The sequence below is a fragment of the Pseudoalteromonas sp. Ld20 genome (genome assembly GCF_045064175.1).
Classification (GTDB): Bacteria; Pseudomonadota; Gammaproteobacteria; order Enterobacterales; family Alteromonadaceae; genus Pseudoalteromonas; species Pseudoalteromonas neustonica.
Genome location: NZ_JBISHB010000034.1, coordinates 347,548 through 369,892, shown reverse-complemented (window position 1 = coordinate 369,892; position 22,345 = coordinate 347,548). Strand labels below are relative to the sequence as shown.

The following is a 22,345-nucleotide window of genomic DNA, read 5'->3' as shown; positions in this document are numbered from 1 at the left end:
TCAATATTCATTACGGGAGATGAACCGCCCATTGCACCTCCTGTTAATAAAAAGCGCATGATTGGTGGTGTGGGGGCTGGAGGTTAGAGACCTCCGGCTACCCGATTATGCGTATTTTAACCTAAACTCTGTACAAGCTAACTGCTTATTATTTAATACAATAAAGTTAGGGACATTACCAATAGGCTCAAAGCCTTGTTTTAACAATACATGCTTTGAAGCTGGGTTGTTTTCTAATACTTTAGCTTCTAAGGAACGAATGCAAAATTTTCTTTTTGCAATATCAATTAGTGAAGCCAGACAAAAGCTTGCATAGCCTTGAGATAAAAAACGTTTTGAAACCCTATAACCGACAACAGCTTTATTAGTGCTAATATCTCTTAAATTGGCTCTTGCGACAATTTCATTATTTTTAATAAGTAAACCACAAAACGCTGTACCAGAATTTACCTTATTAAGTTCTGCATCAATGTGGTTTCCGACACCTTTAGCCGAATAAAAATCATGTCCTCGAGGCTCAATTAATGATTCAAACCATGATCTATTTTCTAGCTCGAAAGCTAATAATTTCTCCAAATGATCTTTAGATAACAGCTCAAGTTGCATTGAAACTCTCTATACGCATAACGAGGCTGTAGAATAACTCTAACAGCCAAATTCAATTAAAAAACGAGCTCCTGTAATTAACTCTAAGCGTTTTTAAAGCATTAGATAATGCATTTGGAACCCATAAAACAGGCTGTTTTTCTTAAAAAAGAGTAATTCTACAGCCACAACTTTTCAATAACGGGCGCAGGCGCGTGGGGTATAATGGCGAAGCCGCCCCGCGTGTATGCGTCCCAGCGAACGAAGTGAGTGAGTTAATTGAGTTGTTAGGCACTCAAGGCCCCCAATAATTAAAATAATATATAGTGCCTTTAGGTACTGTAATAGACATGTACATACCGCACTCAATATGCACATCGCCATGTGATATTTTTCCTTTTTGTGAGGAATTATGAGGCCAAGGCTTACTATTAACGAAACACTTATCAGTCCCTTGGTCTTCAATAACTAGATAAGTACTACCATCATCAGACGTTCTGTATCTTCCACGCAACTCATATGTAGCATCCGGATCTTTATTTAATAGCTGCGGCACAGCAATTATCAACAATGCTGCTACAGGAATTAATATTAAAAACCCTAAGATAAGTAAAAACTTCTTCAAAGTTTCTCCGAGTGCCTAACAATTTTATAGTGCGCGCGTCGCGCATATTTCTGCCGAAGTCACGCTCATGTATCTAATAAGTCTTTTTTAACAAATAACTTAACCCATTGCTAGCTATAATTATTTCTTGGTACTAAATATAATCAGAAAAAGAAAATACGCTCGACGCTCTTTTTCTTGAATATGGGAGCAAAACAACTAGACTGTATATTTATGGCTATGTTGTATTTCAGTGTTGGTGAACTATATTTAATATACTGAAACCTAATAACGGTAGGTGCAACATGGCTTCCAAGCAGTTTCAAAATATACTACATCACATTACCAACTTAAATTACGCTCTTGAGAATTATTTAAGCTGGTTTAGGTTTATGGAAGATAACACTGAGTATTCAGATCAAACATGGATAAAAGAGGCATTATGATATGAATTTTTAATACCCACACTCAACTACAACATAGCCCTATACATACAGTGCAATTTGGAAGTTGAATATTATTTATGAAATCTCTTTTTCTAAGCATGATTAAAGATCATATGTATAGCAAGCGGTATGCTAAGAGCACTATTGAAGCTTATCTGTTTTGGATAGCTGCCTATATCCGTTTTAATAATATGCAACATTCAAGCTCCATGGAAGATACTGAAACCGAGCAACCTTAAAACTTACCGCTTACCGCTGCTACCTCAAAACACCACCGCTTTTCCGCGCCCTGATGCTTCAGAGCCTGCGTCAAGTTTGCCATTGCGTTCAATAATCACGTGCATATCTCCAAAACGGCGTTCATTGAGTGTATAGCCCATTTTTTCAAGTGCTTTAATAACCTCTGTATCTAAACCTGGGTGATGACGGATCACGTTTTTAGGCCAAAGTTGATGATGAAAACGCGGGCTGTTTACCACTTGTTCTGCACTCATATTGAATTCCACCGCATTTAAAATAGATTCATACACTGAGCTAATAATCGTGGTGCCACCCGGTGAGCCAGTGACCATTTTTACTTTATTGTCTTTGAGTAAGATGGTTGGCGTCATTGAGCTGAGCATACGCTTATGGGGCTGTATTTCATTGGCTTTGCCGCCGAGCGCGCCAAATACATTCATTACCCCTGGTTTTGCACTAAAGTCGTCCATTTCGTCGTTAAGTAAAAAGCCTGCACCTGCAACCACTACGCCACTGCCGTATCCTAAATTAATCGTGGTGGTATTCGATACTGCATTGCCCCACTTATCAACAATTGAAAAGTGTGTGGTTTGTTCGCTTTCATATAAACCGGGTTTAATGTTTTCAGTCGTTGATATTTTATCTAGCGTTATCGTACTGCTACGCTTTTTAAGGTAATCACTGGCAATTAACGCCGCTTTTGGTACATCAAAAAAGTCGGGATCGCCTAAATACTCTGCCCTATCAGCAAACACGCGTTTGCCTATTTCGGCTAATAAATGAATATACCCTACTGAATTATGCTCCAGCCCTTTCGCAGGTTTTGTTAACTCATACATTTTAAGCCATTGTAAAATAGCGATGCCACCAGAGCTGGGTGGTGGCGAAGTAAGTACTTCATAACCATTCCACGCTGATTTCATAGGGACTCTTGATTTAGCTTGATACGCTTTTAAATCTGCTTGTGTAATAATGCCACCGTGCTCAGACATAAAGTTAGCAATAATTTTTGCTGTTTCACCTTCATAAAACCCTGCTTGGCCTTTATCACGAATACGCTTTAATGTGGCTGCTAGTTCTGGTTGTTTGAAGTTTTTATTCGCCTTAGCACTGGAGAAATAATCAGCAAAGTTAATAGATACCTCTTTTTTAGCCATCCGTGCAATATAACGCTCTATGCTACTAGCAAGCTTTGGATGCACTATAAATCCATGTTCGGCTAGCTTAACTGCTGGCTCAATTAATACGTCCCAATTGAGTGTGCCGTGTTTTTGATGCGCTAACCACATGCCTGCAACACTTCCGGGAACGCCGCTGGCATGGATCCCGTATACTGACTTATTAGTAATGACGTTACCTTGCTTATCTAAGTACATATCTCGGTGAGCTGCGCTGGGTGCTGTTTCGCGGTAATCAATAAAGTCTCCTTTGCCGTCTTTTTGGATCAACATAAAGCCACCGCCGCCGATATTCCCAGCCTCAGGTAAAGTAACGGCTAACACAAACTGCGCTGCAATTGCTGCATCTACAGCATTTCCGCCAAGCTCTAAAATAACACGTGCCGTATCACTGCTATAACTATCTGGCATTGCAACGGCCGCTTGAGCCACCTTGGTATTATTTGCTAACACGCTCATTTGTAATTGAATAACTACTACACTCAATAGCAGTAAATGCCTAGCACCTAAAAACATAATTAATTCCTTATTGTATTTATTTTTTAATTATTTTATTAATACACTCTGTGCGTGATACGGTCAAACTACTATTACTCAATCTCAATACTTTTGCGATAGAGTACCGCTGGTAAATCACCATTTTCGTCAGTATGAATGTATTGCTTAATAAACTGCATTCCTAGTTTTTGCATTACTTTAATTGAACCAATATTGTCTTTTAGGGCTGTTGCACTCAATGCGGTGACACCGGCTTGTTTTTCTATGACTTCTGCCACTGCTTTAGCCGCTTCGCTTGCGTATCCTTTTCCCCAGCTTAGTTGCTTAAATCGCCAACCAATTTCTATATCACTAAAATTTGACGCATCTGTAAAAAATCCCATAGGACGTATCAACACCCAGCCTATAAATGTATTAGTGTCAGTAATATTTACTTGCCATAAGCCCCAGCCTTTATCTGGATTAGTGTAGGCTTGCAAGCGAGGGATAAATACCTCTTTAATCATTTGCATTGAGCTTACTTTACCACGCGTGAGGTGGCGCATTACATCTGGATCGCTGTCTAAATCAAATAGTAGCTGAGCATCTCTTTCGCCCATTAATTTAAAATTAAGTCGTGCTGTTTGGGGTATATTCATTTTTCTACCTGTATATTGCTTGTTATTGCGTTGTCATTAATAATGACCGTACCTAAGATAAAAACTCTTAGGCTTCAATCCTTTTATTAGAGAACAAATATGAACAAATTAGCAAGTTTAGTTTTATTAGGTTGTGTAGCATTAACTGGTTGTGAAGATGCTAACGAAGTAAAAAAAGATGCCTCTGAAGCAAAAGCCGACGTTCAAGAAGCGCTCACCGATGCATGGAATGATGTAAAAGAAACCACTAACGAATTTAAAGGTGAATCGCTTGATGAGCTACTTAGTGAGAGTAAAAAGCTAGGCCTAGATATGTATGATGACGGTAAAGAAGTCGCTCTTGATGCATGGTTAGAGAGTAAAGAAGCCGCTGGTGAACTCACTGAGAAAACCAAGCAAAAAGCGCAAGAACTCGCAGCTGAATTACGTGAAGCACGTGAAGCACGTGAAGCACGTGAAAAACGCGAGCAAGAGAAAAACAACTAATAACATATTTTCCCTGTGGGCTATGTGTTTATTCACCTAGCCCGTACTGTATTTATGGCATGTACGTTTATTCAGCCGTATTGATCCGTTGTTGTAACTTAACTAAATACTGTTTTTTAGTGATCAACACATCAAGATCCCCTTCAAACGTATACACTTTTTTCATATTAACAAGAGTGAATTTGCCTTTGATCAACGACATTGCACAACTTAAATTTATAAAATTAAAATACAATATAAAACGTTGCAGCGGATCTGTTTCAACTTGGCGTAAACCGAGTTTATTAGCTGTTCGCGGATTAATAATATAACTCGATGCTTTTAAAGTAATGTGTGTTGGCTGATGGTTTTCATACTCGCTTATCAGCGTTAATAGCCCTTCAATGTAGCCTGAAAATACCTGTTTAGTGCGCTGCTGCGCGCTATCTTTTGAATTAAGTACAAAATAGTAATCAAATAAACTTCCGCCATGTAGCACCAAACGTGCATTTTTTACTTTTTCACCAATCAACAAGGGTGAATAATATTTAAGGCTACCCGCTTTAATTCCGCTGGGTATGTCAATAAATGGTGCAAATACAGAAAGACTGATTGAAACAGCAAATATTGATAAAAATAAAACTGAGAGCATAAAAAACAACCCTGCTAAAACGAGGTTACCTACAATAAATAACCCCGCTAATTTTAATTGAAAAGCGTGCTGTTGTTGTCGCGTGAGTAAATAAAACGTATGTTCCATTTTAATGCTGATCCTTATTTTTTTATATCGTCACTATATTCTCTCAATACAATGCCTGTAAATATAAAATAAGCATACGAAAGCTAGGGTGTGTTGACCTTTGTGGATTGAAATTTGTTCAATCTAGGGGCGATTTAATCGAGGCGCGAGGTTTGTAATCGAGTGGGCTCGATAACTGCTCCTGCGTTATTCTACTGGCTCACATCCATGTGAGAATAAGTAAAAATCGAGCAAAGCTTCCGCGTCCTGCTCACACCTCTTTGTTACCCTCTATGCAGGTAACAAAGAGTTAATCACCCTTAGGAAGAACCCTTTGGGCAGCGCATGTTTGGCATTTATACTGCGTTATCGCCTATTTATGGGGAGCAACCACACACCATAGGCGCTGCCTTGCCTAAATACCAAATAGACTGCTGCAAAATCAATCACGAAAGGTCAACACGCCCTAGATACTTAACATGGCGATTCTATGGATAAACGAAAGTAAAATTTCAATATTATGGTCGTCAATTGTTTGGGGATATGTGATGTTAAAAATGCCACTTTTGCTTTGTAATAAAACAAAAATGACATTTTAGCTAACCAGCGCTTTTAGTGCTTAAATAAAACTTGGTTCGACCAAATTAAATAATCGTTTTACGTGACCTTAGGTGATTAAAAGAGTCTTTTGAATATGCTTCTTTTACATCAATAAGTTGCTGATAACTACCAAGGAAGTACGTTTTTGTTGGGATTGCACTGTCTTTAAAGCTAATAAACGCGCCCTCAGTTCCATTAATTTGTGTCTCTCGGCTTACTTCAATCCAGTCCATTGCTCTATTGATATAATTGTAGACCTCATTATTTTGGCCTTTTTCTTTTAACTCAACCGACTCATTCCACCATGTTTGATATTGAATAGTGTACTGAGATTTTGAATAAGGGAATGCAACGCGGGCGTTTGGCTCTTCTTCGCTTATTTCATCATAGAAAGGACCTGCTATAGCACCGAGCGTAACGTAACTAAACAGGCCTAAATCACTACTCTTCGCATTAATTAAATCTGACGTTAAACTCTGAATTAACTGATCTTTCCCTTCTTTTTTTAGACCACTAATTTTCACAACTTTAGATGTTAATTTATGTGGTGCAGGTGCATCAAAGTCAGGAGTGAATGGCATGCCATCGGTATTCGTTAAATTACCTACGTGCATTTTATTCTTTAGTACATCGTAAAGGGAGTTTCGTGACCAATTACTCATTAATGCACTGTTATAGTTAGCTTTTGTATCTGTACCTTGGTGTACTGGTGTACTATTGCTAAAGTTGTTTGTTACAAATTCTTCTAGTGCCTGCCAACTTCCCTGCCAATAGCCGTACATAGAGCTCGGGTGGCATAACTTTCTAACTTCACTTGTCGCGTGCTCAGCAGCAACTGCATTAATTTTTAAATTAGTGCCGACCAGCATATCGGTACTTGCGTTATTTATAACGTCTTCCCATTGCGATAAAAGCTCAAACGTGGGCAAGAGTTGCGCATGCTCGTCATTAGTATTCCAGTTTATTACAAAACGATGGATCTCTTCTGGGATCTCAAATGCTTTTACTTTAAAGTTGGTCACTATACCGTAACTTAGGGCGCCGCCACCACGTAATGCCCATAATAAAGCTTGATGGGATTTTTCGTTTACTTCAACAATATCACCGTTACCTAATACAACAGTAGCCCCCACCAGCGACTCACAGCACATCCCTTTGCTACGTGTCCATGGTCCCCAGCCTCCGCCTTGAATAAAACCAGCTAAACCGACTGTTGCGCATGTACCATGAGGTATTGTCAATGGCGGGTTATTATCAGCTAGCTTTGGCACCACCTGAAAAAAACGATAACCTGAGCCTATACTAGCAATATAGTCGCCGTTAACTTTATCAACGTTAAAATCTGTTAATCGGCTCAAATCTAATAAAATCACATCGGTGCCCGTACACTCCCCTTCATGGTCGTGTCCACCAGAACGAACGCGGATCGGTAAGTTCAAGCTAATAGCTTGCTTATATGCCTGTGCTACATTTTTTGTTGATTCACACATTATAATAACAGCAGGATTGAATCGTAAACGAGTATTAAATATAAGGGTTTGCGCTTGATACCCTGTTAACCCTGGAGTTTCAGACACTGATGGGGATGCTTGAGTTAGCAGCTGATCATCTTTAAAATCCAAAGACTTAAGTGCTTGAACCAACCTTAGCGTATTATTCCAATAAGTTGCCATCAGGCTCTGGGCGCTTTTTAGCTGTTCGTGCGGCTGTTGCGAAACTTCATGAACTGTATTTTGGTTATTCATCATATATTCCCTTTATTATCCTTGTGACATAAACACTCGTCACGTTTTTGACCGGTTACTGACTCTGCAAGCGTTTGAATTGCTGGCGCTAAATCATCACGTGCAATATCAACTTTAATGAGGTAAGGCGCTGATGTATTTTCATATAAAATATTAAATGCATCTTGTAGATTTGCCACTGAATTGACATTTAAATATTTAACACCGTAAGCCTGAGCTAACGCTTCGTAATCCCAAGAAGGTAATTCATCAAAAGGAGCAAATTTTCCTTCAGGTGTAAATGCGCAAATATCTACAAATGATTGCTCAATAGCATAAACCTCGTTACTCATTACAAATACAGCGGTATTACAGTGATTACGCCTCAGCGTTGAAAGTGTCTGGCACATCATCATAAACCCGCCATCCCCTGCAATTACAATACTACGGTTATCATTTGCAAGTGATACACCTAAAGAGCACCCTGTTTCATGTCCCAGAGATCCCCATGCGGCATCACTGACGAAGTGATTTTTTTCTATGCCAATCAATCTTGCAGCCATATAAAGTGATGAGCTTTCACCTAAAATAAGGTTATATCTTTTTAAGGGACTCGATTCATTTAACTCTTGTTGATAAAAAGTAAAGAAGCTTTCGTAACTAATTTGGCTGCACAAATCGCTATGCTTAGTGAGCGGCAGTGCATTGAAGCCAAAATTGTCGGGCTTTGAAAACGTCACGTTAAAGCCTGCTGATGAACACAAAAAATGCGCAATCAATTCATTAATGAATACTGCTAGGCTGGTATGAATAAAGTGATCACTGTTACCAACAAGCGCACCATCCATATTGACTCTTATTAGATCAGAGCCTTGATTTGTCAGCATCGTGATGTAGTCATCAGTAAAAATGACCCCAAGCGCTAAAACTGCATCGCATTGCGACACATAATCGAACGTTTCAGGTAATGAGGCTTCGCCTGCATAGGTGCCTACAAATAATTTATGGCTAATTTCGCTTCGCTCGCTGATCACCGATTTAGCCAATGTGCTTGTGGTATAAGGTATATTAAGTAAATGTAAAAGTGACTCTACCTTGTCTTGTAAGCCTAACCTTGCGATCTCTATCCCCAGCATAATTATTGGCTGTTTTGCACTTTCTAGCTTTTGTATGGTCTGTTGTAGTAATGTTTTTTGCATACCTAGGTTAGCTGGTGAATCGGTAATAACCAGCGGTTGCATGGGTGCTTTGCATTCTGCCCCCCAGACATTTTGCCAAGCTTCTAAGTAAATTGGCCTTTTTTCTTTTATTGCACACGCTAATGCTGCATCTATAATAGTTGGAGCCATCTCAGGATCTGACAGTATTTCACTTGCCACGGTCACACTTTCAAATATGACTTGGTTTGAATTATAATTACCCGTTGAGTGATGAAATAATGCGCCTGTATCTGCGATAATTTTTCGATCATCAATTGATGGGCTAGCCGTGATCACCACCACAGGATTTCTTTCTACATAGGCGCCTGCAATTGCGTTTATAACACTTAATGTACCGACTCCATATTGCACCGATACTGCGCCAATTCCTCTGTAACGAGCATAACCTTCGGCCGCATAACCTGCACCTAGCTCCGTTATGTCACCAACCGCATCAATACCATCAAACTTATCAAGTGCGCTCATAAACTCCTGTACATAGTCACCCGGTACTTGAAATATTTTTTCTAGACTTTGCTCTTTTAAGCGCGTTAATAAATAGTCAGCAACTGTAAAATTATTGGTACTCATGGTTAATTCCTTCGTACGCAAATTTCGTTACTTCATTAAGTGTATTACTGCTTGCATTAGGCTGCACTTTTTCACTTTGATCTTTGCAGGTCTTATTGCAATTAACAGGTAGATAATTATGCTTTTGATCTAACCAGCATGGTGTGGGTAAATCAAAAAACTCCTCGAGTGTTGATTCTGCTGTATTTAATGCACCTTCAACCCAGCCTTGTTCGTATGAGTACGCCTCACCAATAATATATATGTTTTCTTTATCAACAGGGTGGCGCATACGACACATAATTTCATCTAAACGATAATTTGCTTTCCACTCATGCCAACCCCCGCCATAAGGGGCGTCTCCCCAATCTTGGTAAATGGCCGAATACGGCATCGCTAATTCTTTTTGCTCATGAAGCGCTTCTATTTGTCTGTGTGCAGCTTCCACCATGCCAGTGGTTATTTGGCATTGGCTTTTAGGGACTATTTCTTGTGGGGTATAACCTTCACATCCATAGCTTGGTGTGTAACCAGAATATAACTCACCAGACTCTAAGCCTTTCCAATAGGGGATAGAGCCAATATCATTATATGACGCCATCAATAACGAATTTGTATTTGGTAAACCGCCTGCTTGGTCGCACTCTGTTCCCATATAATATGTTTGCCTAATTGGTAAGTCGGTCACTGAACGACCTGCAACTAGACCTAAACTTCGCCACCAAGGCTGCTCGTAAGCCATAAACATTTTTAGCGCTTTTTGTATAAGTACTGAGGGGATATTTTCTTTTAACCATGGATCAGCAAAAAATTCAGACTCAATAAGCTCCAATGAACGTCTTGGCATTGCCAAAATTAACCGTTTCGTTTTTACAATTTCCTGATCAGTGACGGTTAAGTCATCAACTGTTTTGCCATATTGATCTGTGCACGTTGATTGAAATATTAATTCATATCGATAATCAGGATCATCCAAATAGTTAATTTTCACTAACCGTTTATTCATTTTCACTTTGTCATCTTCGGCTAAACAGCTTGGTAACGCTTTAAACTGCGCGCACAGTGTTAATGGCAGTGCCTGGAATCCATCAGTAAGAGTGAGAAACTCAGTGTCATCACTGTATTCTGTTGCGGGAAGCTGAGTAACCGCACTTGCATTAGCAACATTAGCATCGTACCCGCCAGCCTCTTTCATAAATAAATAGGCTTCGTTACTTAGTACTCGCTCAAGTAGATTCCAAAAACCATACTTCCAAATCTCTTTGCCAAATACTTTCACTTTCATTTGCTCACACAGACTCATGTCAGCAAAACCAGGACAAATTAAGTTCATCACCTTAACTTGCAAATCCTCAGGGCCAAAGCCGCGTTCAGATCCGTTTAAGTTATAAGGTATTTTATCAGGGCACTGCGCAAAATCTCGGTAACGAAAATATTGACCGCGCAGATAAAAAAGATTATTTTCACTGCCCGCTTTTACATCTTTCAAAGCGGGATCTTTTGAATTAGGATACATGGGTAAAGAAGAACCCATTGGGAAATCTTGCGTTTTCAGGTTCAGATTATTAACTAATGCATTAACCATGACATGATCTGAAGGAATAAAACGCATTCCCCCTAACTCAGCAACTACATTCGGTAACCCGGGCAGTGTTTTACTGTATAAACGTCCCCCTATGCGGTCACTGTATTCAAATAGTGCTATACGTTTTGCTTTGCCTTCATGCTGTTGTAGCCTCCACGCACTGTAAACACCAGACACGCCACCACCAACAATTGCTATATCAAGTTCGTTCTTCATAATTGTTTATTCCTTAACTAAATTAAGCTAAGGCTAGTCAAAAATAATTACGAGTTCTATTACACGCTATTACAAAATGAACCGTGACTATAAATTCACAAAAAAAGGTAAGCCTAAGCTTACCTTTTAATGTTTAAACCAGATTTTTTTAGTAATTAAAGCTCAAAATCTTTCTTAAACTTAATACCAAATTCACTGCGGTCATTACTGCGCATCACGCCTACAAAACCCGATTGTTGCAGACGACCTACATCGTAAACTTCGTTTAGCACATTTTCGCCGTATAATGTCACTTCCATATCGCCATAAGCATTAAGGTAAGAAATATTAAAACCGACTAACTCACGCGAATCAATTTGCTCACTTTGGTTAAACACTGACTGACCTTGCATATCACTACGGTATGAATAGTTAGCATTAAGTGCAATTGTGCCGCCGTTACTTAAGTCAACAAAGTAAGATGGCGCAACCATTACAGTCCAACGTGGTGTTAATGCCGGTGAATCTCCGATACCAATACCTTGTACGCCAGCATCAACCTCTGTAATTTCAGAATCTAAATAACCAACGGCGCTGCGAATAGTGAAATCATCTGTAATTGCGATAGTTGTTTCAAGCTCAATACCTTGTGCTTTTGAAGCACCTGCATTTTCAACAATTGTTACAAACCCACCACCAGCCGTTGGATCAGAAAATGGTAATGCCAAGTCTGTGTAATCAGTTACAAACACAGCAAGCATCATAGATACATTTTCATGTACCTGCCCTTTTAAACCCAGCTCGTAGTTAATTGCTTTAGTTTCATCAAACGGTACGAATTGATCAGGCCCACCAAATGGACGAGGCGGAAAGCCCCCTGTTTGATAACCTTTTTGAATTTGACCGTATACGTTCATGTTGTTGCTAAGTTGGTAAGATGCGTTTACATCCCATGTTACTGCATCAAAATCAGCGGTTACGTATTTACGCTCAGAAAAACTTGGGAATACCGCATTCGCTGCTTTTTTATCTTTTGAATAACGAAGACCACCACCAATGCTTAAATCATCAGTTAAGTCATAGCTTGCATTTATATACGCTGCATATGAGTTGGTTTCTTGGTTTACGTCAAAGAAGCCGTAGTCTCCAAATGATGCTGATACGCCATCATTTAATAAACCATTCGGAGTATTCCAAGGACTAAATACAAAAGGACCTGAACGTGTAAAGCCATCTTCGTTGAAATAGTAAAGGCCAGATACAAAGTCCATGTCCGCAAATGTACCGTTTAATTGAATTTCAAACGAGTATTGATCCGCGCCACCCTCTTCTGGAAATTCTGATAAATTAAGCGCCGTTGCATCATCATCCAAACCGCCATCATATTCTGACGTACGATAACTTGAAATAAACTTAGCCGAGTAAATATCGTTAATCGCCCAATCAGCACTCAACGATGTACCCCAACCTGAATATGACGTTGATTCAATACCTGCTACCGTTGATGCTAAATCATCTGGATTTGCAGGTAGCATGTCAGCTGTTAATAGTGGGAAGTCGCCATTAAAAGGGTCGCTTGCATCTAATGGTTGTGTTAATTCGATTGTGTAAGGTGATTGGCCCGATTCATTATCAACAGCATCCAATGAGAAAACCATTGAAAAATCACTATTTGCTTGCCATTTTAGTGCAACGCGCCCGCTCGTTTCTTGTTCTTCGCCAATTTCTTTTTCAGGATTGGCTAAATTGATTGCTCTACCTACACCATCACGTTTTTTGTAAGATGCACTGGCAGACATACTCAGCTCATCAGTCAATGCATTATTAAAATACACATCGCCAGCGATGCGCCCACGAGAGCCCACTTTTGCTGTCGTTGTTAAAATACCTTCATCACCGGGCTGTTTTGTAATGATATTTACTGCGCCACCTAATGTATTACGCCCATATAAAGTCCCTTGAGGGCCACGTAACACTTCCACACGCTCAACGTTTGGTAATGACAAGTTAGAACCCATTTGACGCCCTAAGTAAACGCCATCTAGGTATACACCAACACCAGGATCTGTGGTGATGATGTGATCTTGTAAGCCTATGCCACGAATAAAAACAGATGCATGGGCTGCATTACCCACACCATAACGAGTAATATTTAGGTTAGGTACATATTTACCTATGTCTTCAAGATTACTCATATTGGCTTTATCGATAAGATCTTCACCGATTGAAGTCACCGCTGTTGGGGATTCAAAAATACTTTCGGTGCGCTTACGTGCTGTTATTTCGATTTTCTCAAAAGCATCCTGCTTTGCAGTGGTTTTTTCATCTTGAGCATAAGTTGTAGTCGCAAAAGTGGCAATTATTGCTAAGCTTAACTGTGAAAGGTTACGTAATTTCAAAATTCTCTCCAAAGGATACCGTGTGTGTGTTTGCGCTGTTTTAAATATCAGGCACAAAAAAAGATGCTTAAATAAGCATCTTTCCTCTGGAAGGATATTATATGACAGTATTGTGAATTTGTGTATAAATTTAATGTAAGTCGTCACTTTTATTACTTTAGTTAAACATTTCATTAATTATGATAATAAACCATTCGCAAATAGGATTTATAAAACCTAAAAAAAACAAATTACAGATTATTTACCCATTACAAGAACAAAAACAACATACATAAGATAAAATAAAACATAACATTCGATAATTTACCCCTTTCATTCTATAATGTAGTCGAAATCAACATACTAAACACCTAGGACACACATATGAAAAAGCTATCCTTAGCTGTCGCTATCTGCTGCGCGTGCGTAACAAGTTATGCAAACGCTGAAGTTCGCATAAACGGTTTTGCATCAATAGTTGGCGGAAAAACATTAGATAACGATTCAACCTTGTATGAATATGACAATGATATTTCATTCAAAAATGAGAGTGTCTTTGCATTACAGTTATCTGCTGACTTACAAGATAAATTGAGCGCAACAGCACAAATTGTTGCCCGTGGTGAAAACGACTTCAATGCGGAATTTGAATGGGCCTACTTAACTTACGAATTTACCGATGAGCTGCAACTCAGTGCAGGTAAAATGCGTGTGCCTTTTTATCGTTATTCTGACTTTATAGATGTTGGCTATGCATATCGCTGGGTAAGACCACCTCAATCTGTTTACAATATTCCATTTTCAACATACGAAGGCCTTAGCCTGCTGCACACATCACAGCTAGGTGACTGGGACTCAACTCTACAAATTATTTATGGCAGCTTTGATGGTAATATTGGAGTTGTTACTTATAACGATAAAGCTGAGCTAAATGATATAGCAGGCATTAACTGGACTTTATCATATGATTGGTTCAGTGCCCGTGCAGCATACCTTGTTGCTGAAACATCTATTGGCCTAAGTGATCAAGAGCCTACAGGCCAAGCTCTAAATGGCCTTGAGAAAACACTGCGTGATAACGGGTTAGTAACACAAGCAAATGATATTGCGATTTCTGAAGATGATGGAACATTTATCGGTGTTGGTTTTTCAATTGATTATAACGACATACTATTTGACGCTGAATATACTCAACTTGAAGTTGAAAACAGTATATTAGCAAAACAGTCGCAATATTATGCTTCTGTTGGTTATCGTATGGATGAAATTATTGTGCATTTCACCTACGAGAACAATGACGATAAACATGACGCCGCTGATTTTGATAAAATAACTCAAATCCCTGCTCTTAATGGCGCTATCAACCAAGCACTTTTGGGCACTAAAGCACAAAGCACTGTTTACACGATAGGCACTCGTTATGATTTCCACCCATCAGCGGCGCTAAAAGTAGATTTTAGCCGTTTTAAAAATGACATTACAGATACTGAAACGGACGTTATAGCCGTTGCTGTAGATTTAGTTTTTTAAGGGGATAAAAATGAAAAAGCTAATTTTAGCGAGCCTAATTTCAACCTGCTCTTTTGTAGCATTTGCTGATGTTGCAGTTATAGTAAACCCAAGTAATAGCAATTCATTAGACAAAAATGAGATAAAAAAAATCTACCTAGGTAAAAGCAAATCATTTGCCGATGGTGTAAAGGTTAACCCCGTAAATCAAAACGGTAACAGTGTTGTTGATGAGTTTAATAACAAGGTTGTTGGCAAATCAAGTAGTCAGCTAAATGCTTATTGGTCTAAGCTTGTTTTTACTGGTAAAGGCACACCGCCAGAGAAACTAGATTCCGATCAAGCAGTTATTGATTTTGTAGTAAGTAACGCCGATTCTATTGGTTATATTGACAGCGCGAAAGTAAGCGATGCTGTAAAAGTAATTGCTACATTTTAAAATATAAGCGTATGTAAAATACCCAAACCACCTCAAGATGCGAGTTTTAGTTGGAATTAAAAGCGATTTAGGCAAGGCATTGACTGCAAGTAATAGTGGTTCTACTATTAAAATCAATTCCTTATAAAAGTAACGCAGTCTAAATCGCTTTAAAACCAACCCGTTGGGCGTTTCACAGAGACTTACTCTCATCGTTGCTGCTTCTTGAGGTGGCTTGGGTATAATACCAGTCAGTTTAACTGACTGGTATTTTTTAAACGTTTTATTAATCAAGTACTTTTGCGTCATTAGCTTTATTGAGCAAACTGCGACTTTGGGTTAAAAAGTGCGCGGTTGAATCTGAAAAATATTCTTTTGCTTCAGCAAATGAATCTATTAGCCCAACTTTATCACCCGCTTTGAGCTTTTTTAACGTACTCGCAAATGTCTCTTGATACTGTGTAAGTAATGGCGCTACATTATCAAATTGTGCCAACATTATATCGGAATAAAGCTCTGGTGATTGTGCAAATAAGCGCCCTACCATCATTAACTCTAATTGGTATATTGGTGACGAGCAACTTCGCAATTCTTCAAGTGTATGGCCTTGCTTAGCTAAGAACTGGCCGTAAACAAAGGTGGTTAAATGGCGCATAACTTGAATAATTTGCATAGCTTCATCGTGTTTTTTAGCATCAAGTTCAACTAACTGACAGCCCCACACTTGCAGCTGAGATAATAATCCTTGCGCAACTTGATGCTCACGCCCTTCACAGACCACCACCGTTTGCTTAACCCAGTGAGAAATATCAGGACCAAACATGGGATGTAAACCCACTACAGGCCCGCTATGTACCTCTTTTAACACACTTAGTGGTGCTTGCTTAACCGATGTTATATCAACCAATAAACAATCATTATCAAGTGGTGGTAATGCTCTAACTATCGTTTCTAAGGCGTTTATAGGCACACTGATCATCACCAGTTTTGCGCCTTTTAAAATTTCTTGTGCATTCGTTTGCTGATCTTTATCAAGGATCCTGACTTCATAACCAGAGCGAATAAATTGCTGAGCAAAAAGCTGCCCCATTGCACCTTGACCACCAACAATAACAATAGGTGATAGCTGCGGGGCACTACATGCCAATTTAGCTTGTTGGTTCTGATAAGCTTCTCGCATCATACGCCTAAGAATATCTTCAACAAGCTCAGGATTAACGCCTTGCTTTATTGCTTCTTGGCGTCTGGCCGCTAACAAAGAGGCTTCACGCTCTGGTGCATGTAAAGGGGCACCTGTTTGCTGCTTAATTTCACCAATTTTTTGGGTAATACTATTACGCCGAGCAAGCAATGCAACCAGCTGTGTATCGCACTCATCAATACCTATTCTTAACTGGTCTAAATCTTTAATATTCGCCACGCTCTATACACCTCAAAAATGTAATTTTGTATATTTATATTTACATAAAAGTAAACTAATCAATACAATAAATACTAACAGGATCGGTTAACTGTTAAAAGGTTAAATAAAGAAAAGAATGTGATTTGAGTTGGGAGCTATGAGTTGTAATTTATAAGCTGTCCGGAGTTATCGTCACCGCTTGCTAATCGACTTTAGGCGTTCACCTTAGGGCTTATAACTTTATTTGGCGGATTATCAGTAATTCTACATTACCCAACCGATAAAATAATTAAACATTTTTGGACTGATATGAGAATGGTAGTGCCTGATCTCTAATACCAATCGTGTTAAGTTAATGACCATTTATAGCGAAAGATAAGTACAGTGATAACAAGGCAGAAATTTTGACATGGTGTTGTTCTCGGCAATTGCTCCTGCATTGCTCTAGCTCCTGCATCCATGCATCCATGCATCCATGCAGTCGTACATGAAAAATTACTAACGCAGTTAGCGCTTTATTTAGTCCGCTAGAATGGTTAAATATTTAAGCCGATTGGTATAATATCTAACTTATTCTTTGTCACTAAAAAACCAAAACGGGTTGCAACCCGAAGGCTGCAACCCGTTTTTTTGCGTTGATAAACAGCGCGTATTAGTTAAGCTTTTCTCTAATACGTGCAGATTTACCAGAACGCTCACGTAGATAGTAAAGTTTCGCACGGCGAACTGCACCGCGACGCTTAACTGTTACGCTATCGATAAGAGGGCTGTGCGTTTGGAATACACGCTCAACACCTTCACCGTTCGAGATTTTACGAACTGTGAATGCTGAGTGAAGACCACGATTACGCTTAGCGATTACAACACCTTCAAAGGCCTGTAGACGCTCTTTAGCACCTTCTTTTACTTTTACCTGTACAACCACTGTATCACCAGGGCCAAATGCAGGTACGTCTGTTTTAAGCTGCTCATCTTCAAGCGCTTTAATAATATTTTGGTTTACTTTTGCCATTATGTTTCTCACTTTCCTAGGTGTAACTGTCTTCTAGCCACAAGCTTTTTGGTACTCTTGCTGAAATTTTGCGAGTAATACCGCTTGCTCCTCAGTCAGAGCTAGGTTATGCAACAAGTCAGGACGTCGTAGCCAAGTTCTGCCTAATGACTGCATTAGCCGCCATTTTGCTATCTCTTGGTGGTTTCCGCTGAGTAATACAGCAGGCACCTGTTTGTCGTCCAATGTTTCTGGCCGAGTATAATGAGGACAATCTAGCAAGCCATTCGAAAATGAGTCTTGCTCTGCTGACTGGTTATGCCCTAAAACACCTGGCACTAATCGCGCTACTGCGTCAATTAATGTCATAGCAGGTAGTTCACCACCACTCAAAATAAAATCACCAATTGACCATTCTTCGTCAACATATGACTCTATTATTCTCTCATCTATACCTTCATAGCGACCGGCAATTAAAATCAGTTTTTTAGAGCTTGCGAGTTCGCTTGCCCCTTGCTGATCTAATTTGCGCCCTTGCGGGGACATATAAATTACTTTTGCACCATCACCTGCCGCTGCTTTAGCGTCAAGAATGGCTTGTTTCAATGGCTCAACCATCATCAACATACCTGGACCGCCCCCGTAAGGGCGATCATCCACTGTTCTATGCTTATCAATAGCATAGTCACGTGGGTTCCAGCAGTTAAAGTCGATCAGACCATTTTTTACTGCGCGACCAGTTACACCTTGCGTTGTAATGGCATCAAACATGTCCGGGAAAAGGCTGATAACCCCTACCCACAACGAACTAGTTTGACTCATTAAAAGCCAGGATCCCAGTCTACGGTAATTTCTTTAGCATCGTGTTTAATCTCTTTAATAACTGTATCAGTTAAAAATGGAATTAAACGTTCAGCTTGACCAAATGCATCTTTATTGTTTGCTTTAACAACCAATACGTCATTTGAGCCTGTCTCCATCAGGTCATCAACGATGCCTAAGTTATAACCTTTATCAGTTATAACCGACATGCCAATGAGATCTCGCCAATAGAACTCGCCTTGCGGAAGTTCTGGTAATTGCGCTGCATCCATTGAGATTTCTGCATGGGTATAAGCCATTGCTTCGTCTCGGTCGTTTACTTGCGCAAATTTAGCGATAAAGCCTTTGTTGTGGCGACGCCAGTCGACCACTTCTAAGGTCTGCCATTTACCTTGCTGCCCTATCAACCACGGGCTGAATTCGAAGATCCCTTGGGGATCATCAGTAAATGAATGTACCTTAAGCCAGCCCTTTATACCATATGGGGCACCGAGCTTTCCTACGACAATTATTGATGAGGTGTTCTCTTGACTCATGGTTACACTTACGCCTATTAAGCCGCTTTACGAGCGTCTTTTACTAACTTACTTACGCGATCTGAAAGAGATGCGCCCTGACCTACCCAGTGTTCAACACGAGATAAATCTAAACGTACTTTTTCTTCTTGACCACTAGCAATTGGGTTAAAAAAGCCTACTTTCTCGATGAAGCGACCGTCACGCGAGAAACGGCTATCCGCAACCACAATTTGATAGAAAGGGCGTTTTTTAGCGCCACCACGTTGCAAACGAATAGTTACCATACCGTCCTCTAAATAGATTGACTGTTTTCATTAATAAGAATTGCTCCCCAGTATGGGGAGCTGGGGAATTGTACGAGTTTTTAGCAACAATGCAAGTAAGAAGTGACTCAAAATAGGAGTTAACTTGATTAAACTATGATCTCCGCGTTAATTGAGTCTATATAAGTCTTTGAATGCATAATTTATCCACAAAAAAAGAGGCTGTTTGCCTCTTTTTTAAATTAATTTGTACACAATACCTACAAAACTTAGCTGGTAATTAAAACTTAGGCCCACCACCACCCATCATTCCAGGGGGTAACATGCCTTTCATACCGCGCATCATTTTTTGCATTCCGCCCTTACCTTTCATTTTTTTCATCATTTTTTGCATTTGCGTAAACTGTTTTAGCAACTTATTTATCTCTTGCACTTGGGTACCAGAACCCGCTGCTATACGCTTTTTACGCGAACCTTTAATGATTTCAGGACGGGCACGCTCTTTTTTAGTCATTGAGCTGATGATCGCTTCCATTTGAATAAAGGTTTTATCACCCATTTGACCTTTCACTGCATCGGGTAAGTTTGACATACCTGGTAACTTATCAAGCATCGACATCATGCCACCCATATTTTTCATTTGCTTTAGTTGCTCAGCAAAATCATCCAGGGTAAAACCATCGCCTTTAAATACTTTTTCAGCTACTTTTGCAGCTTGCTCTTTATCGACTTTCATCTCGACTTCTTCGATCAATGAAAGTACATCACCCATCCCTAAAATACGGGATGCTATGCGGTCAGGATGAAAAGGTTCGAGTGCATCAGTACGTTCACCCACCCCCATAAATTTAATCGGCTTACCGGTGATATGGCGAATAGACAACGCCGCACCACCGCGAGCATCACCATCGGTTTTTGTTAATATAACACCAGTAAGCGGCAATGCTTCGTCAAATGCTTTAGCTGTGTTTGCCGCATCTTGACCTGTCATAGCATCAACGACAAATAAGGTTTCGATTGGGTTGATTGCTTTGTGTAGCGCTTTTATCTCATCCATCATGTCATTATCGACATGTAATCGGCCTGCGGTATCGACTAATACAACATCAATAAACTTCTTTTTTGCGTGTGTTATAGCGGCCGTTGCAATATCAACTGGCTTTTGTGATATATCACTTGGGAAAAATTCAACTTCAACTTCTGCGGCAAGCGTTTCTAGCTGTTTAATTGCGGCAGGACGATATACATCGGCACTGACCACTAACACTGATTTCTTTTTACGTTCTCTTAAAAATTTCGCAAGCTTGGCAACACTGGTGGTTTTACCCGCACCTTGTAAACCCGCCATCATGACAACAGCTGGCGGTTGTGCGTTTAAGCTTAGCTCTTCGTTTGCTTCACCCATGGCTTTTTCTAGCTCTTCACGAACTATTTTAATAAAAACTTGCCCTGGGCTTAAACTTTTAGTTACTTCAACGCCTACCGCACGTTCTTTAACTTGTTTAACGAACTCGCGAACAACGGGTAAAGCAACGTCAGCTTCTAAAAAAGCCATACGAACTTCGCGTAGCGTATCTTTTATGTTGTCTTCAGTTAGGCGACCGCGGCCGCTGATATTCTTTAAGGTTTTACCTAATCGTTCTTGGAGGTTCTCAAACATGTAAAGGTTCCGATCAAACGTGATATACCGACAGCTCAATTTCACACCGTGAGCAAATTAATAGTTTGCTCTTTATATGCGTTAATTTAACTTAGTCAGTAATATTAAAATTTTAATTAAAAACAGTATACCGTAAATTAAGGTGCACAATATAGTACTCAAGTAGGCTGTTTGAGTTTCTTTTTACAAAGCCTAGGCATTTGTCTTGCTATAAAATACAATGGACTTACTCTAACAAGGATATTTGACTCAAATTGAGTGGCCCAAGTACTATGCTGATTATTAGTTTAACTATTATTGCCAGTTTATTTTACGTTTTAGCGACATCACATGTCCTATCTCGATTATTTCACCAACAAGGTCCGAGCCAAAAGCTCACGGTGATACTAAGCACTATCGCTATCTTAGCGCACATGCTATTGCTGGTAAATTCGGTCTTTCGTTCTGATGGACAAGATTTGAGTATCGTGAATGTCGCACTCTTAACTTGCTGGGTGATCGTGGTGTCTGTCACCACGGTTTCATTAAAGTTCCCTGCAACATTACTATTACCTGTGGTGTATGGTTTTGCGGCTTTACTAACAATTGCTAGTTTATTTATTCCTCATCATATTCTATTGCAAAGTATTGATATACAAATCGGCCTTGTTACTCATATATCACTCTCTTTACTCGCTTATTGTGTACTTATTATTGCTACGCTATATGGTGTGCAATTTTATTTTATTGATAAGCGGTTAAAGCGCAAAGATTTAGCGATCGTGCGTAGTCATCTTCCTCCATTAATGGTGGTTGAACGCCAGCTTTATCATTTATTGACATTAGGAACAGCACTTCTTACTTTGGCTTTGCTATCAGGGTTGGTTTTCCTCGAAGGTATGTTTGCTAAAGAGTTTATACATAAAACCATTTTATCTTTATGTGCATGGGCTATTTTTGCCACGGTTACACTTGGTCACTTAAGATTTGGCTGGCGCGGAAAACCTGTTGTACTTGCTATAATGAGTGCTGCATTTGTACTGACATTAGCTTATTTTGGTAGCCGCTTTGTGCAAGAAGTTATCCTTAATAAGTTTTAACTTGACTCAGCGTGCTCTCTACCGCTTAATATACCTTGA

21 protein-coding genes are annotated in these 22,345 nt (G+C 39.6%); 6 read left to right on the top strand and 15 right to left on the bottom strand.

What is annotated here, in order from left to right:
• Nucleotides 1-105 precede the first annotated feature (105 nt).
• Both ACJJVX_RS11480 and ACJJVX_RS11475 read right to left on the bottom strand, forming a co-directional pair.
• A complete protein-coding gene (locus ACJJVX_RS11480; RefSeq protein WP_054205174.1) occupies nucleotides 106-606 on the bottom strand; it encodes a GNAT family N-acetyltransferase in 501 nt (166 codons plus the stop codon).
• A gap of 274 nt (nucleotides 607-880) precedes the next feature.
• Entirely contained in the window at nucleotides 881-1,210 is a 330-nt protein-coding gene (locus ACJJVX_RS11475; RefSeq protein ID WP_054456076.1) for a hypothetical protein, read from the bottom strand.
• A gap of 284 nt (nucleotides 1,211-1,494) precedes the next feature.
• On the opposite strand from ACJJVX_RS11475, the gene ACJJVX_RS11470 reads away from it, so the two are divergent.
• Both ACJJVX_RS11470 and ACJJVX_RS11465 read left to right on the top strand, forming a co-directional pair.
• Nucleotides 1,495-1,635: a hypothetical protein gene (locus tag ACJJVX_RS11470; RefSeq protein ID WP_405631537.1), complete on the top strand. Its 141-nt coding sequence runs from the start codon at nucleotides 1,495-1,497 to the stop codon at nucleotides 1,633-1,635.
• Nucleotides 1,636-1,712: 77 nt separating this feature from the next.
• The gene (locus ACJJVX_RS11465; RefSeq protein ID WP_167349696.1) at nucleotides 1,713-1,874 is read left to right on the top strand and encodes a phage integrase N-terminal SAM-like domain-containing protein; all 162 of its coding nucleotides are present in this window, start codon (nucleotides 1,713-1,715) and stop codon (nucleotides 1,872-1,874) included.
• A 24-nt stretch (nucleotides 1,875-1,898) separates the two neighbouring features.
• Here ACJJVX_RS11465 and ggt read toward each other — a convergent pair whose 3' ends face one another.
• A complete protein-coding gene (ggt, locus tag ACJJVX_RS11460; RefSeq protein WP_405631535.1) occupies nucleotides 1,899-3,569 on the bottom strand; it encodes a gamma-glutamyltransferase in 1,671 nt (556 codons plus the stop codon).
• A gap of 74 nt (nucleotides 3,570-3,643) precedes the next feature.
• Nucleotides 3,644-4,189 carry a GNAT family N-acetyltransferase; N-acetyltransferase gene (locus ACJJVX_RS11455; protein WP_405631532.1) on the bottom strand — a complete coding sequence of 182 codons (546 nt, stop codon included), beginning with the start codon at nucleotides 4,187-4,189 and terminating at the stop codon, nucleotides 3,644-3,646.
• A 99-nt stretch (nucleotides 4,190-4,288) separates the two neighbouring features.
• On the opposite strand from ACJJVX_RS11455, the gene ACJJVX_RS11450 reads away from it, so the two are divergent.
• Complete coding sequence (locus tag ACJJVX_RS11450) at nucleotides 4,289-4,675, top strand: hypothetical protein (RefSeq protein WP_405631531.1); 387 nt, start codon at nucleotides 4,289-4,291, stop codon at nucleotides 4,673-4,675.
• A 67-nt stretch (nucleotides 4,676-4,742) separates the two neighbouring features.
• On the opposite strand, the gene ACJJVX_RS11445 is transcribed toward ACJJVX_RS11450, so the two are convergent.
• The 5 genes from ACJJVX_RS11445 to ACJJVX_RS11425 form a co-directional block, all read right to left on the bottom strand.
• Nucleotides 4,743-5,414 (bottom strand): hypothetical protein, encoded by a 672-nt coding sequence (locus ACJJVX_RS11445; RefSeq protein WP_169328395.1) that lies wholly within the window; start codon nucleotides 5,412-5,414, stop codon nucleotides 4,743-4,745.
• Between the two features lie 623 nt (nucleotides 5,415-6,037).
• A complete protein-coding gene (locus ACJJVX_RS11440; protein ID WP_235575713.1) occupies nucleotides 6,038-7,741 on the bottom strand; it encodes an FAD-dependent oxidoreductase in 1,704 nt (567 codons plus the stop codon).
• Nucleotides 7,738-9,507, bottom strand: a complete 1,770-nt coding sequence (locus tag ACJJVX_RS11435; protein ID WP_054205166.1) for a thiamine pyrophosphate-binding protein — start codon at nucleotides 9,505-9,507, stop codon at nucleotides 7,738-7,740. Before ACJJVX_RS11435 ends, ACJJVX_RS11440 begins: the two co-directional genes overlap by 4 nt.
• Nucleotides 9,494-11,287, bottom strand: a complete 1,794-nt coding sequence (locus ACJJVX_RS11430) for a flavin monoamine oxidase family protein (protein ID WP_405631528.1) — start codon at nucleotides 11,285-11,287, stop codon at nucleotides 9,494-9,496. The genes ACJJVX_RS11435 and ACJJVX_RS11430 overlap by 14 nt, the downstream gene beginning before the upstream one ends.
• Before the next feature lie 155 nt (nucleotides 11,288-11,442).
• On the bottom strand, nucleotides 11,443-13,665 hold the full coding sequence (locus tag ACJJVX_RS11425) for a TonB-dependent receptor (RefSeq protein WP_054205164.1): 2,223 nt from the start codon (nucleotides 13,663-13,665) through the stop codon (nucleotides 11,443-11,445).
• Between the two features lie 363 nt (nucleotides 13,666-14,028).
• Here ACJJVX_RS11425 and ACJJVX_RS11420 point away from each other — a divergent pair, with 363 nt between their 5' ends.
• Together ACJJVX_RS11420 and ACJJVX_RS11415 are read left to right on the top strand one after the other, a co-directional pair.
• Nucleotides 14,029-15,174: a porin gene (locus tag ACJJVX_RS11420; protein WP_054453325.1), complete on the top strand. Its 1,146-nt coding sequence runs from the start codon at nucleotides 14,029-14,031 to the stop codon at nucleotides 15,172-15,174.
• 10 nt (nucleotides 15,175-15,184) lie between these two features.
• On the top strand, nucleotides 15,185-15,592 hold the full coding sequence (locus ACJJVX_RS11415) for a phosphate ABC transporter substrate-binding protein (RefSeq protein WP_054205162.1): 408 nt from the start codon (nucleotides 15,185-15,187) through the stop codon (nucleotides 15,590-15,592).
• A 265-nt stretch (nucleotides 15,593-15,857) separates the two neighbouring features.
• Here the strand turns inward: ACJJVX_RS11415 and tyrA are convergent, their stop codons facing one another.
• From tyrA to ffh, 6 genes are all read right to left on the bottom strand, one after another.
• A complete protein-coding gene (tyrA, locus tag ACJJVX_RS11410; RefSeq protein ID WP_405631524.1) occupies nucleotides 15,858-16,991 on the bottom strand; it encodes a bifunctional chorismate mutase/prephenate dehydrogenase in 1,134 nt (377 codons plus the stop codon).
• Nucleotides 16,992-17,625: 634 nt separating this feature from the next.
• Complete coding sequence (rplS, locus tag ACJJVX_RS11405; RefSeq protein WP_007581406.1) at nucleotides 17,626-17,985, bottom strand: 50S ribosomal protein L19; 360 nt, start codon at nucleotides 17,983-17,985, stop codon at nucleotides 17,626-17,628.
• Nucleotides 17,986-18,018: 33 nt separating this feature from the next.
• Nucleotides 18,019-18,786, bottom strand: a complete 768-nt coding sequence (trmD, locus tag ACJJVX_RS11400) for a tRNA (guanosine(37)-N1)-methyltransferase TrmD (RefSeq protein ID WP_054205160.1) — start codon at nucleotides 18,784-18,786, stop codon at nucleotides 18,019-18,021.
• Nucleotides 18,786-19,322, bottom strand: coding sequence for a ribosome maturation factor RimM (rimM, locus tag ACJJVX_RS11395; protein ID WP_054205159.1), 537 nt, complete (start codon nucleotides 19,320-19,322; stop codon nucleotides 18,786-18,788). The genes trmD and rimM overlap by 1 nt, the downstream gene beginning before the upstream one ends.
• Before the next feature lie 17 nt (nucleotides 19,323-19,339).
• Nucleotides 19,340-19,588, bottom strand: coding sequence for a 30S ribosomal protein S16 (gene rpsP, locus ACJJVX_RS11390; protein ID WP_016708927.1), 249 nt, complete (start codon nucleotides 19,586-19,588; stop codon nucleotides 19,340-19,342).
• Nucleotides 19,589-19,847: 259 nt separating this feature from the next.
• Nucleotides 19,848-21,227 (bottom strand): signal recognition particle protein, encoded by a 1,380-nt coding sequence (gene ffh / locus ACJJVX_RS11385; protein WP_054205158.1) that lies wholly within the window; start codon nucleotides 21,225-21,227, stop codon nucleotides 19,848-19,850.
• Nucleotides 21,228-21,499: 272 nt separating this feature from the next.
• Here ffh and ACJJVX_RS11380 point away from each other — a divergent pair, with 272 nt between their 5' ends.
• The gene (locus tag ACJJVX_RS11380; protein WP_054205157.1) at nucleotides 21,500-22,306 is read left to right on the top strand and encodes an inner membrane protein YpjD; all 807 of its coding nucleotides are present in this window, start codon (nucleotides 21,500-21,502) and stop codon (nucleotides 22,304-22,306) included.
• Nucleotides 22,307-22,345: the final 39 nt, after the last annotated feature.